The sequence below is a fragment of the Shinella sp. GW835-FHT14H05 genome, assembly GCF_058793575.1.
Window position 1 is genome coordinate 1,097,135 of record NZ_JBXAFY010000001.1, and the last position, 12,700, is coordinate 1,109,834.

The 12,700-nt window shown below is 65.2% G+C and carries 11 protein-coding genes; 6 read left to right on the plus strand and 5 right to left on the minus strand.

The window, feature by feature from the left end:
- Positions 1-10 precede the first annotated feature (10 nt).
- Both AC1Q6Z_RS05405 and AC1Q6Z_RS05410 read left to right on the plus strand, forming a co-directional pair.
- On the plus strand, positions 11-3,148 hold the full coding sequence (locus tag AC1Q6Z_RS05405) for a multidrug efflux RND transporter permease subunit (protein WP_435267992.1): 3,138 nt from the start codon (positions 11-13) through the stop codon (positions 3,146-3,148).
- 6 nt (positions 3,149-3,154) lie between these two features.
- Positions 3,155-3,781 (plus strand): TetR family transcriptional regulator, encoded by a 627-nt coding sequence (locus AC1Q6Z_RS05410; RefSeq protein WP_435267993.1) that lies wholly within the window; start codon positions 3,155-3,157, stop codon positions 3,779-3,781.
- Here AC1Q6Z_RS05410 and AC1Q6Z_RS05415 read toward each other — a convergent pair.
- Genes AC1Q6Z_RS05415 through AC1Q6Z_RS05430 form a run of 4 tightly spaced genes read right to left on the minus strand, consistent with a single transcriptional unit; the run spans position 3,751 to position 8,401 of the window.
- The gene (locus AC1Q6Z_RS05415; protein WP_492646985.1) at positions 3,751-4,008 is read right to left on the minus strand and encodes a hypothetical protein; all 258 of its coding nucleotides are present in this window, start codon (positions 4,006-4,008) and stop codon (positions 3,751-3,753) included. The two genes, AC1Q6Z_RS05410 and AC1Q6Z_RS05415, sit on opposite strands and share 31 nt — an antisense overlap.
- Before the next feature lies 1 nt (position 4,009).
- The gene (locus AC1Q6Z_RS05420) at positions 4,010-5,233 is read right to left on the minus strand and encodes an aminomethyl transferase family protein (protein ID WP_492647246.1); all 1,224 of its coding nucleotides are present in this window, start codon (positions 5,231-5,233) and stop codon (positions 4,010-4,012) included.
- A gap of 5 nt (positions 5,234-5,238) precedes the next feature.
- A complete protein-coding gene (locus AC1Q6Z_RS05425; protein ID WP_492646986.1) occupies positions 5,239-6,795 on the minus strand; it encodes a phytoene desaturase family protein in 1,557 nt (518 codons plus the stop codon).
- Positions 6,782-8,401: a phytoene desaturase family protein gene (locus AC1Q6Z_RS05430; protein WP_492646987.1), complete on the minus strand. Its 1,620-nt coding sequence runs from the start codon at positions 8,399-8,401 to the stop codon at positions 6,782-6,784. The genes AC1Q6Z_RS05425 and AC1Q6Z_RS05430 overlap by 14 nt, the downstream gene beginning before the upstream one ends.
- A 163-nt stretch (positions 8,402-8,564) precedes the next feature.
- Between AC1Q6Z_RS05430 and AC1Q6Z_RS05435 the strand changes: the two genes are divergently transcribed.
- The 4 genes from AC1Q6Z_RS05435 to AC1Q6Z_RS05450 all read left to right on the plus strand — a co-directional run bounded on the left by AC1Q6Z_RS05435 (position 8,565) and on the right by AC1Q6Z_RS05450 (position 11,566).
- Positions 8,565-9,383 (plus strand): class I SAM-dependent methyltransferase, encoded by an 819-nt coding sequence (locus AC1Q6Z_RS05435; RefSeq protein WP_492646988.1) that lies wholly within the window; start codon positions 8,565-8,567, stop codon positions 9,381-9,383.
- A gap of 41 nt (positions 9,384-9,424) precedes the next feature.
- Positions 9,425-10,090: a TetR family transcriptional regulator C-terminal domain-containing protein gene (locus AC1Q6Z_RS05440; RefSeq protein WP_492647247.1), complete on the plus strand. Its 666-nt coding sequence runs from the start codon at positions 9,425-9,427 to the stop codon at positions 10,088-10,090.
- 29 nt (positions 10,091-10,119) lie between these two features.
- Positions 10,120-11,202, plus strand: a complete 1,083-nt coding sequence (locus AC1Q6Z_RS05445) for an extracellular solute-binding protein (protein WP_492646989.1) — start codon at positions 10,120-10,122, stop codon at positions 11,200-11,202.
- Positions 11,203-11,314: 112 nt separating this feature from the next.
- On the plus strand, positions 11,315-11,566 hold the full coding sequence (locus AC1Q6Z_RS05450) for a DUF982 domain-containing protein (protein WP_256117080.1): 252 nt from the start codon (positions 11,315-11,317) through the stop codon (positions 11,564-11,566).
- Between the two features lie 17 nt (positions 11,567-11,583).
- Here AC1Q6Z_RS05450 and AC1Q6Z_RS05455 read toward each other — a convergent pair whose 3' ends face one another.
- Complete coding sequence (locus tag AC1Q6Z_RS05455; protein ID WP_492647248.1) at positions 11,584-12,678, minus strand: ABC transporter ATP-binding protein; 1,095 nt, start codon at positions 12,676-12,678, stop codon at positions 11,584-11,586.
- Between the last annotated feature and the right edge of the window lie 22 nt (positions 12,679-12,700).

Consider the following 12,700-nt stretch of genomic DNA (forward strand, 5'->3'; position numbering starts at 1 on the left):
GATCTGAACGATGCCCAGTTTTTTCATCGACAGGCCGATTTTCGCCTGGGTCGTCGCGATCTTCATCATGATCGCCGGCGCCATCTCCATCCCACTCTTGCCGATCGCGCAATATCCGGACGTCGCCCCGCCGCAGATCACGGTATCGACGACCTATTCCGGCGCGTCCTCACAGGACACCTACCAGAGCGTCACCAAGCTCATCGAGGATGAGCTGAACGGCGTCGAGGGCATGCTCTATTTCGAATCGACCTCGAGTGCCTCGGGTTCGGCCGAAATCAACATCACCTTCGCGCCGGGCACCGATCCGAGCCAGGCCTCGGTCGACGTGCAGAACCGCGTCAGCCGCGTCGAGCCGCGCCTGCCTGATTCCGTGCGCCGCCAGGGCGTGCAGGTCGAAGAAGCCGGCTCCGGCTTCCTGCTGATCGTCGCGCTGACCTCCACCGATGGCTCGATGGATGCCATCAGCCTCGGCGACTACGTCAACCGCAACGTCCTCTCCGAAATCCAGCGCGTGCCCGGCGTCGGCCGTGCGCAGCTTTTTGCCACGCAGCGCTCCATGCGCATCTGGCTCGATCCCGCCAAGATGCTCGGCCTCAACCTGACGGCCGCCGACATCACCGCTGCCGTCCAGGCGCAGAACGCACAGATCGCGGCCGGTAGCATCGGCGCGCAGCCGAACCCGATCACCCAGCAGATCGCGGCCCCGGTCAATATCAAGGGCCAGCTGACGACGCCGGAAGAATTCGGCGCCATCGTGCTACGTGCTAATGCGGATGGCTCTGCCGTGCGGCTTCGCGACGTCGCGCGCATCGAAGTGGGCGGCGAGACCTATTCCTTCTCGACGCGCCTCAACGGACAGCCGTCGGCCGCCGTCGCCGTGCAGCTTTCGCCGACCGGCAACGCCATGGCGACCTCCGAGGCGATCAAGGCCCGCATGGACGAGCTTGCGGAATTCTTCCCGCCGGGCCTCGAATATTCGACGCCTTACGACACTTCGCCCTTCGTCAAGGTGTCGATCGAGAAGGTGCTGCACACGCTGCTTGAAGCCGTCGGCCTCGTCTTCCTCGTGATGTTCCTGTTCCTGCAGAACATCCGCTACACGATCATCCCGACGCTCGTCGTGCCGGTCGCCCTTCTCGGCACCTGCGCCGTCATGCTCGCGATGGGTTTTTCCATCAACGTGCTGACCATGTTCGCCATGGTGCTCGCCATCGGCATTCTCGTCGACGACGCGATCATCGTGGTGGAGAACGTCGAGCGCATCATGTCGGAAGAGGGCCTGCCGCCGAAGGAGGCGACCCGCAAGGCGATGAAGCAGATCACCGGCGCCGTCATCGGCATCACGCTGGTGCTTGCCTCGGTGTTCATCCCGATGGGCTTCTTCCCGGGTGCGGTCGGCGTCATCTACCAGCAGTTCTCGCTGACAATGGTCGTCTCGATCCTGTTCTCCGCCTTCCTCGCGCTCTCGCTGACACCGGCGCTGGCGGGCAGCTTCCTGAAGCAGGTTCCGAAGGGGCACCACCACACCAAGCGGGGCTTCTTCGGCTGGTTCAACCGCGGTTTCGACCGCTCGTCGAAAGGCTATAGCGGCAGCGTGAGCTGGTTGATCCGCCGCACCGGCCGGTTCATGGTGATCTACCTCGCCATCCTCGCCGGCCTCGGCTACCTGTTCATGAAGCTGCCGTCGTCGTTCCTGCCGGACGAGGACCAGGGCTTCGCCATCGTCATGATGCAGCTTCCCTCCGAAGCGACGGGCCATCGGACCGACGAAGTGCTCACTCAGGTCGAGCAGATCTTCGGCAAGGAGCCCGCGGTCGAAACGATCGTCGGCATCAACGGCTTCTCCTTTTTCGGTTCGGGGCAGAACGCGGGCCTGGCCTTCGTGACGCTGAAGGACTGGAGCGAGCGCGGGCCGGAGAACTCGGCGCAGGCAATCGCCGGACGCGCCAGCATGGCGATGAGCCAGATCAAGGATGCGATCAGCTTCGCGCTGTCGCCGCCGCCGATCCAGGGTCTCGGCACGACGGGCGGCTTCTCGTTCCGTCTCCAGGACCGCGGCGGTCTCGGCCAGCAGGCGCTGTCGGCCGCAAGCGCGCAGCTCCTCGGCCTCGCGGCCCAGAGCAACGTGGTCGCGGGCGTGCGCGTCGAGGGCATGCCGGATGCGGCGCAGGTCAATGTCGTGATCGACCGTGAGAAGGCCAACACCTTCGGCGTGACCTTCGCCGACATCAACTCGACGATCTCGACCAATCTCGGCTCGACTTACGTCAACGACTTCCCGAATGCCGGGCGCATGCAGCGCGTGACGGTCCAGGCGGACCAGAACGAACGCATGCAGGTGGCCGATCTCCTGAAGCTCAACGTGCGCAATTCGAGTGGAGGCATGGTGCCGCTCTCGGCCTTTGCGACCGCGGAGTGGACGATGGCGCCGACCCAGACCGTCGGCTACAACGGCTATCCCGCCGTGCGCTTCAGCGGAGATACGAAGCCCGGCTTCTCCTCCGGTGACGCGATTGCGGAAATGCAGCGGCTTGCCGCCCAGCTTCCGCCGGGCTTCGGCTACGAGTGGACGGGCCAGTCGTTGCAGGAAATCCAGTCCGGTTCTCAGGCGCCGATCCTTGTCGGCCTGTCGATCCTGCTGGTGTTCCTGTGCCTTGCGGCGCTCTATGAAAGCTGGTCGATCCCGTTTGCGGTCATCCTCGTTGTGCCGCTCGGCGTCATCGGCGCGGTTATCGCGGTGACGCTGCGCGACATGTCGAACGACGTGTACTTCAAGGTGGGCCTGATCGCGATCATCGGCCTCTCGGCGAAGAACGCCATCCTGATCATCGAGTTCGCCAAGGAGCTGATGGAGGACGGAAAGTCGCTGATCGATGCGACGATCGAGGCCTGCCACCTGCGCTTCCGGCCGATCCTGATGACCTCGCTCGCCTTCACGCTCGGCGTTCTGCCGCTCGCGATCGCGACGGGCGCAAGCTCGGGCAGCCAGCGCGCCATCGGCACGGGCGTGATGGGCGGCATGATCACCGCCACGGTGCTCGCCATCTTCTTCGTGCCGATCTTCTTCGTCTTCGTGATGAAGCTGTTCGGCTACGGCAAGAAGAAAAAGGAGGAGCCGGCTCCGGTCGCAAGCCCGGCGGAGTAGGCCGCCATGCGCCGGACCAAGGCAGAGGCCAAGGAAACCCGCCAGCAGATCCTGCTGGCGGCTGAAAAGGTCTTCTACGAAAAGGGTGTCGCACACGCCTCCATGGAGGACGTGGCGCGCGCCGCGGGGGTCACCCGCGGCGCCATCTACTGGCACTTCGCCAATCGGGCGGACTTGGTGCTGGAACTCTACAACTCGCTGCCCATGCCGCAGGAAGATCTGATCGCCCGCGAGCTGGAGGCGGAGAACGCCGATGTCTTCGGCGTTCTGGAGCGGGTGGGCCGGGAATGGCTGGAACTGCTCGCCACCGACGAGCACCGCCAGCGCATCCTCTCGATCCTGCTACGATGCGATACCAGCGGCGAATTTGCCGCCATTTCCGAACGCCAGAACGATCTCGACGACGAGCATATGCAGGCGCTGGAAGCGGCCTTTGCCAAGGCGGAGGGCCAGGGCAAGCTCGGCGGCGCATGGACGCCACGCTCCGCGGCGTCCATGCTGCGCTGGGTCATCAAGGGGCTGTGCTCGGAATGGCTGCTGTTCGGCCGCCGGTTCGACATTGCCAGCGAAGGCAAGGACGCTCTACACCGGCTGTTTGCAACCTATGCCTCGCACGCGCCGTCAGCGCGATAGGCCTCCAGCCGCTCGATCCAGTCGGCGCCGATCTTCCAGCGCCTGAGCACCGAAACGGGATCCTCCGCATCGAGCCGCGAACAGATGCGGTAGATTTCCAGCACCTCCGGCGCCATGTCGCCGCGCTGGCAGAAATACATCGCCGCCGCATAGCGCGCCCGCCCGGACCATTCGGCGCCCGGCGGTGTCGCGATGATCTCCCAGTTACAGCGGGTTTCCTCGTCCATGTTACTTGAGGCCGGGCGGTGTGGCCGTGCGGCGGGCGAGCTTGACGAAGGGCCGCGGAACGATCTTCGCCCGCTTCATCATCTTCTGGTACTTCAGTTCGCGCATCGCATAGATCTCCACCCACAGGTCGTTCGTGAACTTCGAGCCGTAGGGCCGTTCGAGGCTGGCGATCGCGATATTGCGCTTGGCTGTCGGCGACCAGATCGCGGCGGTGACGAGGCCGGCCTCGTGTTTCTGGCGATGATAGACGAGGGCGTGCTCGGCGGGAATATTCCCTTCGATTTCAAGGCCGACGAGGATGTGCTTCAGAGTTTGATTCCGCCGCGCATCGAGGATCGCGCGCCGTCCGTTGAAAGTCGGCTTGTCGGAATCGACGAGCCATTCCAGGCCGATTTCATCGGGCATGCGCACCCGGTCGGCGCGCAACGCGCCTTCGGCGGTGACGAAATCCGCATTGGCGACGATGAAGCCGGTCTCGATGCGCGCCTGATCCAGCGCGCCGAAGCCGATCGCGCGGATGGCGTGTTCCTGCCCGGCATTCCACAGGCGGTCCCACAGCGAGAGCGCTTTTGCGCGCGGCACGAAGAGTTCGTAGCCGAGGTCGCCGGTGAAGCCGGTGCGCGAGATCGTCACCGTACCGTCCTCATGCGGGAAGGTGGCGATGTCGAAGGGTTTCAGCTTCTCCGTGCCGATGAAGCCGGCGTCGCGCAGCACCGCATGGCTGGTCGGTCCCTGCAATGCGAGGCCGGCGATTTCCTCCGTCTCCTCGTGGATATCGACGGAAAAGCCGAAGGCGCTGTCGAGCAGCCAGGGCAGGTGGCGTTCCTGGCAGCAGAGGCGGAATTCCTGCTCGCCGAGGCGGAAGAGCGTGCCGTCGTCCAGCACATGGCCGTGGTCGTCGCACCAGGCGGTGTAGTGCACGCGGTTGACGCCGAGTTTCCGGACGTCGCGGAGCGTCAGGCGGTTGAGGTAGCGTTCGGCATCCGGGCCGGTGATGCGGTATTTCACCATCGGCGAGATGTCGAAGAGGGCGGCGGTGGAGCGGATGGCGAAATATTCGAGCTCGCTGTCGAACAGCGAATGCGGCGCCTTGTAGCCCGCCCAGTTGTACCAGTCGTTGACTTCGCTCAGCGCCATCAGCCGGTCGTGGAACGGTGTTTCCAGGCGGGGAGCAAGGATGTGGCCGCGGGCGGCGCGGCGCAGCTCGGCGGCGGATTTGGTCATGGCGTTCATGCTTTCGCTCCCGAAAGGATGTGGCGCGCGGCGTTCCAGCCCGGCAGGCCGGAAATGCCGCCACCCGGATGCGCGCCGGCGCTCGCGAGATAAAGCCCCTCGATCGGCGTGGTGTAGCCGGAGGCGGCGCTGGTCGGCCGGTTGATCAGCAACTGGTCGGCCTGCAATTCGCCGTGATGCCAATGCCCGCCAGGCAGATTGTACTCCGTCTCTATATCGACCGGCGTCATCAGGCTGGCGGCGACGACGGATTTTCCGATGCCCGGCGCATGGCGCTCCAGCGTCTCCAGCACGATCTTCAGGAAAGCCGGCTTGCCAGCCTCCCAGCCCGCCTTGAGGCGATAGGGCGCATATTGCGCGAGAGCCGAGAGCGTGCAGCCGCCAGACGGTGCCAGCGACGGATCGGCAAGGCTTGGCAATGTTATCTCCATGACCGGATCGCTGGAGAACTCGCCGTATTTCGCCGGGTTGAAGGCGCTTTCCACCTGCTGCATCGAGCGCACCAGCACGATGCGGCCGTTGCGGGCCGTAGCCGGAAGGCCTTCGAAATTCGGGACACTGTCGAGCGCGAGGTCGAGCTTGGCGACATTGCCGTAGCTGCGCACGTTCTTCACCGAGCGCACGAAGCCGGTGCCGCTTTCGGCGGGGTCGACGAGGTTGAGGAAGGTGGTCTGCGGATGGATCGCCGACACGACGACGGGGGCGGTGATTTCCGTGCCGTCGCGCATGACGACGCCGCTGGTGCGGCCGCGGTCGGCGAGGATGCGGCCGACGGGCGTGCCGCAGCGGATGGTGACGCCGGCCTTTTCCGCTGCGCGCACGAAGGCGGGGGCGACGCTCGCCATGCCGCCGGACGGCACATATTGGCCGCCCGTCTTGCCGGCAACGTCGCCGGTCAGGCGGTAGTAGAGGCCGAGCAGCGAGGTCGGGGAGCGGGGGCCGAGATGCACGCCGAGCGTGGCATCGAAGGCGACGAGGCCCTTTAGGCGGTCGTCGGCCAGATATTCGTCCGCCACGTCGGCGACGTTCATCAGCAGCATGCGCAGGAAATCGCGGCCTTCGCTGCGGCCCTTGCGGATCAGCCCGAGGCCGGCGGCGGCAAAGGTCGCGAAATCGCCGAGCGCGATGGCGCCGATCTGCGGCGGCGGGCGGCGCAGGAAACGCTTCAGCACGCCGGCCTGGAAGGCGAGCTTCGTGCGCATGGCGGCGAACGCGGCGGCCTCTTCGGCGGAGACGCCGTTGATGCTCTCGCCATAGGCACCCTTGAGCACGACGGCCTTGCCGGAGCCGTCGAGCACCGTCGTTGGCAGCAGCGTCTCGCCGCCCGAAAGGTCGAGGCCGATGTCGCGGGCGACTTCGGCGTCCAGCCGGTTGACGAGATGGGCGAGGCCGGCGGAGCGGAAGCCGGGCGCGAACGCGCGGCCGCGGGTGGCACCGCCGGGCTCGTTTGCCGCTTCCAGCACCAGCACCTTGCGGCCGCCCTTGGCGAGGCGGGTGGCGGCGGCGAGCCCGTTGTGGCCGGCGCCGATAACGATCGCATCAAATGACGTCATGGGCTTTGCTCATCTGTTCGGGGGTGCGCTTCAGGTCGCGCAGGATTTCTGCGGCGGCGTTGCGGCCGGGCGCGCCCATCACGCCGCCGCCCGGATGGGTGGAGGAGCCGCACATGTAGAGCCCGTGGATGGGGCTGCGGTACTGGGCGTAACCCGGCACCGGCCGGTTGAAGAGAAGCTGGTCGAAGGTGAGCTCACCCTGGAAGATGTTGCCTTCGGTGAGGCCCACCTCGTTCTCGATTTCGCGCGGCGTGCGCACTTCCATATGCACGATGCGCTCGCGGAAGCCTGGCGAATAGCTGGCGATCTGGCTGATGACGGTTTCGGCGAAGGCGTCGCGGTCGGCATCCGTCCAGTCGCGGCCTTCCACCTTCGGCGGGCAATATTGTACGAAGCAGCTCATGAAATGTTTGCCGGGTGAGGCCATGGTCGGGTCGAGTGTCGTCGGGATGAGCATGTCGAGGAAGGGATCGGCCGACCAGCGCCCGTCCTTCCAGTCGTCATAGGCGCGCTCCATGCGCTCGATCGAATCGGTGAAATGCATGTCGCCGCGCATGCAGGAGGAGCCCTCGGGGAGCGCCGGGAATTCCGGCAGGCTGTCGAGCGCGATGTTCACCTTGCCGGAGGAACCGCGCATCTTGAAATGCTTGACGCGGTGGACGAAGTCGCCGGGCAGCGCGTCCTCGTCGACGAGCTTCAGGAAGGTGCGCTTCACATCGGCATTCGAAACGACGAGATCGGCGCGCACCTCGTCGCCATTGGCGAGCACGACGCCCGTCGTGCGGCCGCCGCGGGCGAGGATCTTCGAGACTTCGGCATCGGTGCGGATCACGCCGCCGGCAGCCTCGAAGGAGCGGGCGAGCGCCTGCGTGACGGCGCCCATGCCGCCGCGGGCATAACCCCAGGCGCCGACGGAGCCGTCCACTTCGCCCATATAGTGGTGGAGGAGGACATAGGCCGTGCCTGGCGACATGGGGCCGAGCGCTGTGCCGATGATGCCGGAAAGGGCGAGGTAGGCCTTGATGACGTCGGTCTCGAAATATTCGTCGAGATAGTCGGAGATCGACATGGTCCAGAAGCGCAGCGTCTCGGCCATTTCGTGCGGGCTGAACTCGCCGAACTTCTTGGCGAGATAGAGCAGCTCGGAAATGTCGCGCGGGCGAAAGCTGAAGGGGTCGGGTGCGGTGCGCATCAGCAACGGCTGGATGAAGCGGCACTGGCGGGTGACGTCGCGGGCGTAGCGCTCGTAGGCCTCGGCGTCGCGCTTGGAGTAGCGCGCGAATTCGCGGCGGTGGCTGTCGTGGTCGCGGTAGGAGGCGAGGTAGTCGCCGTCGCGGGTGAAGACCGCGCCGCCCTCATAGGCGATGACCTGGAGGCCGTGTTTCGGCAGTTCGAGGTCGCGCATGATCTCCGGCCGGAACAGCGAGCAGACATAGGAACAGTTGGAATAGAGGAAGCCGGGCGTGAGCTCGCGGCTGGTCGCGGCGCCGCCGACCCACCCGTTCTTTTCCAGCACCGCGACCTTGAGGCCGGAGCGCTGGAGATAACACGCCGTGACCAGCCCATTATGGCCGCCGCCGACGATCAGGGCGTCGTACTTTTGCATTTTCGATGTCTCCCTTGTTTCTAAAAGCTGCATCAAAAGCAAAATGTTGTCCAGAGATTCTGAATGATCATTCAGCAAGTATCTTGCAATCTCCTGATTATGCGCTAGAATTTCGACCCATCGACAAGCGCACGGCCAGGCGGCCGCTAGGATGACGGAGGCCATGACGGCGACGGTTGAGGACAGTGCGGCCCCGGAGCCCGAATATGACGAGGCGGCGATCCGCTTCCTCGGCGTGCTGTGGGGCGAGGGCTATCTTTCGCCCGGCGGGCCGGCGGAGGTTGATCGCGTGCTTTCGGGCGTCGCGCTGCAAGGTCGGCATGTTCTCGATTTCGGCTGCGGTGCGGGCGGCATCACGCTGCATATCGCCAGGACCTATGCGCCCGCCGACATCGTCGGCTACGACGTCGAGCAGCCGGTGATCGACCGGGCGCGGGCGGCCGCGACGGCGGCGGGGCTTTCATCCGTCGCGCACTTCGTTTCCAGCCCGCCCGGCCGCCTGCCGTTCGACGACGACCAGTTCGACGTTGTCTTCTCCAAGGATGCGATGATCCATGTGCCCGACAAGGAGGCGCTGTTTGCCGAGCTTTTTCGCGTGCTGAAGCCCGGCGGGGTCTTTGCCGCATCCGACTGGCTGATCGCCCATGACGGCGAGCCGAGCCCCGAGATGAAGGACTATATCGCCGCCGAGGGGCTGAGCTTCGGCATGGCCTCGTCGCGCCGCTATCTGCGCGCGATGGCGGCGGCGGGGTTCGTGGATGGCGCGGTGGAAAGCCGCAATGCCTGGTATCGCGACGTGGCGCGCGACGAGCTTGCGCGGCTGAAGGGGCCGCTCTACGCCGCCGCGGTGGCGGCCGTGGGCGAAGCCCATGTCGAGAAGAATATCCGCACCTGGACGGCCATGCAGAAGGTTCTTGACAGCGGGGAGCATTGTCCCACTCATCTGCGCGGCAGCAAGCCGGCCGCGGGAGTGAGCCCGTGACCGTGCTGCTCAGAAATCCCAAGGGCAAGGTGACGGTGAAGATGCGGGCAGGCGGGGCTGAACAGGGCTCGGGCGACGGCGAGAAGCGGGGCCGCAAGGCCTCCAAGGAAACGAGGCGGCAGCAGCTCATCGAGGCGACGATCGATTCGCTCGCCAAGCGCGGTTATTCCGACACCACGCTCGCCGACGTGGCTGACGGCGCCGGCCTTTCCCGCGGCATCGTCAACTTCCATTTCGAGAGCAAGGAAAACCTGCTCATCGCGACGCTGCAATATATGTCGGAAGAGTATGGCGACCATTGGAATGCCGCGCTGGAAAAGGCGGGCCCAAGCGTCGCCAGCCGCCTGTGGGCCATCGTGCACGCGGATTTCGACCGCAAGATCTGCACCAAGCGCAAGCTGGCCGCCTGGTGTGCCTTCTGGGGCGAGGCGAAGTCGCGGCCGACCTACCAGGCGCTCTGCGGCGCGCGCGACGTCAAATACCAGGAAACCGTGATCTCGCTCTGCGCCGAGCTGAAGGCCGAGGGCGGCTATGGCTACGAGCCCGAACCGATGGCGCTGTCGCTCTGCGCCATGCTGGAGGGCCTGTGGCTGCGCCTGATGATGGGCGACGGCACCACGCGGGAGAAGGCGCTGGAGGCGGCGGTCGCCTTCGTCGCGATCGCCTTCCCGAAACATCTCACGATCCAAGGACCACAACCACAATAGGGAACCCGAAAACGGGGAAGGAGTACGGCATGAAGACTGCTAACACGGCCAGGCGCACCACAACGGCGGCATTGGCCGCTCTCCTCGCCCTTACAACCGCGCTTCCTGCCTTCGCCGCCGATACGCTCACCGTCTTCGACTGGTCCGGCTACGAGGACCCCGCCTTCCACCCCGCCTACACCGAAAAACACAGCGGCTCGCCGGATTTTTCCTTCTTCGGCGATGAGGAGGAGGCCTTCCAGAAGCTGCGTTCCGGCTTCAAGGCCGATATCGCGCATCCTTGTGCGCAGAGCATCGTGAAGTGGCGCGAGGCCGGGCTGCTGGAGCCGCTCGACACCGCCAAGCTTACGGCCTGGAACGACATGCTGCCGGCCTTCAAGTCGATGAAGAACCTGATGACGGCCGAGGACGGCACGGCCTGGTTCATCCCCTTCGAATGGGGCAACACGGTGCTGACCTACCGCACGGACACCGTGAAGCCGGAAGAAGTCGCCTCGCTAAAGGCCTTTGCCGATCCGAAATTCAAGGACCGCGTGTCGATCGGCGACAATGTCGATGATGCCTATGCGCTGGCAGGCCTCGCCATCGGCCTCAAGGACCTGACGGCGATGACGGATGCGCAGTTCCAGGAGGCGTCGGCCTTCCTGCGCGCCGTGCACCAGAACGTGCGGCTCTACTGGACGGACAACACGGACCTCAGCCAGGCGATGGCGAGCGGCGAGGTCGATCTCGCCTGGGCGTGGAACGAGACGGCGACGACGCTGCAGGCCGAGGGCCAGCCGGTGGTGATCAAGAAGGATACGACGGAAGGGCTTTCGACCTGGGTCTGCGGCTATTCGCGGCTGAAGGGCGGCGAAGGCAGCCCCGATCTCGCCTATGACTACCTGAACGCCGTCACCGATCCGGCCGTTGCCGCCTATATGGTGGAAAGCTGGGGTTATGGCCATTCCAACGCCAAGGGCATGGCCGCCGTCGACCCGAAAATCCTTGCCGACAAGGGCTATGCCGATGTCGATTCCTTCGTCGCCAACACGCTCTTCCAGGCGCCGATCCCGACGGAGTTGCGGCAGAAGATGATCGCCGAGTTCGAGAAGATCAAATCGGGGTATTGAGGGGCAGAGGGGCTCCCGGCTTCGAACGATGAAGATGGGAGCCCGATCTTCTTGGAACGTCTCGCAGCTACCCGCGTTTTGCTTGCCTCAGTTTTGCGTGAGGTATTGCGTCATGGACCCGAAACGCTGGAGTAAACCGATCACATTCGAAACGCCCCGTCTTGGCCAGTACAGGACGATCGCCAGCACACAGGAAGCGGCAAGGGCGCTTGAAAACGACTGGCCCGTGGAAAAGGGGCGGCAGCTCAAGGAAGCGCGCAAGATGTGCGTGGCGGTGCTTGCCGGCAGGAAGCCGCCCTCGGAGGCGAGAAACGCCTTCATTGCCGCCGCCGTCGAGGCACACGTTTTCGTACGGGAAAAGTGAATCTCGAACGGCCTTTTTTAGACCCGCCGCACCGCTTCATCCTCCGCCAGCAGCACAAAGGCATCCGGATCGTAGGAGAGGCGGATTTCTGCGCCGATCGGCAGGTCGTCCGCGCCGTGATCGTTGGTCTCGACCATGGAGAGCGGCTGTTCCAGCCCTTCGACGCCGACCGTCAGGTGGGTGACTTCGCCGAAATAGGCGCGGTTCTCGATGCGGCCGGCGAGTTCGTGCGGGGCGCGGTCGTTGTCCCAGAGCAGGCGCAGGCGTTCCGGGCGGATGCCGACGGTGACGTGGCCGTTCTCGGCGGCGAAGCCGTGCGGCTTGTCGAGGTTGACGGCGCCGAAGCGGGCGGCATCGACCGAGACGGCGTTGCCCTGTTCTCCCAGCACTTTCGCCTTCAGGAAATTCATGCCGCCGAGGAAGTCGGCGACTTTTCGCGTGCGCGGGCGCTGGTAGATTTCCTTCGGCGTCGCGATCTGCGCAATGCGGCCGCCGAACATCACGGCGATGCGGTCGGAAAGCGCCAGCGCCTCGTACTGGTCGTGCGTGACGAGGATGAAGGTGATGCCGACAGCCTTTTGCAGCGTACGCAGCTCCACCTGCATTTCCTCGCGCAGCTTCTTATCGAGCGCCGACAGTGGTTCGTCGAGCAGCAGCACCTTGGGGCGCATGACGAGGGCGCGGGCGAGCGCCACGCGCTGGCGCTGGCCGCCGGAAAGTTCGTGCGCCTTGCGTTTCCCGAGGCTGGACAGGCGCACCTGGTCGAGCGCATCGCCGACGCGCTTCTTCTCGTCTTCCGGCGAGAGTTTCAGCCGCTTCAGGCCGTAGGCGACGTTTTCCGCGACGTCGAGATGCGGGAAGATGGCGTAGTTCTGGAACACCATGTTGGTCGGCCGCTTGTTCGGCGGCAGCGCCAGCGAGGGTGCGCCGTCGATGAAGATCTCGCCGGCCGTCGGCGTCTCGAAGCCGGCAATCGAGCGCAGCAGCGTGGTCTTGCCGCAGCCGGAGGGGCCGAGCAGCGAGAAGAACTCGCCTTCGCCGATGGTCAGCGAGACGTCGTCGAGCGCCTTGTAGATGCCGTAGAACTTCGACACGTTCTGGATCTCGATCATGGGACGGTCGGGCATGGATCGC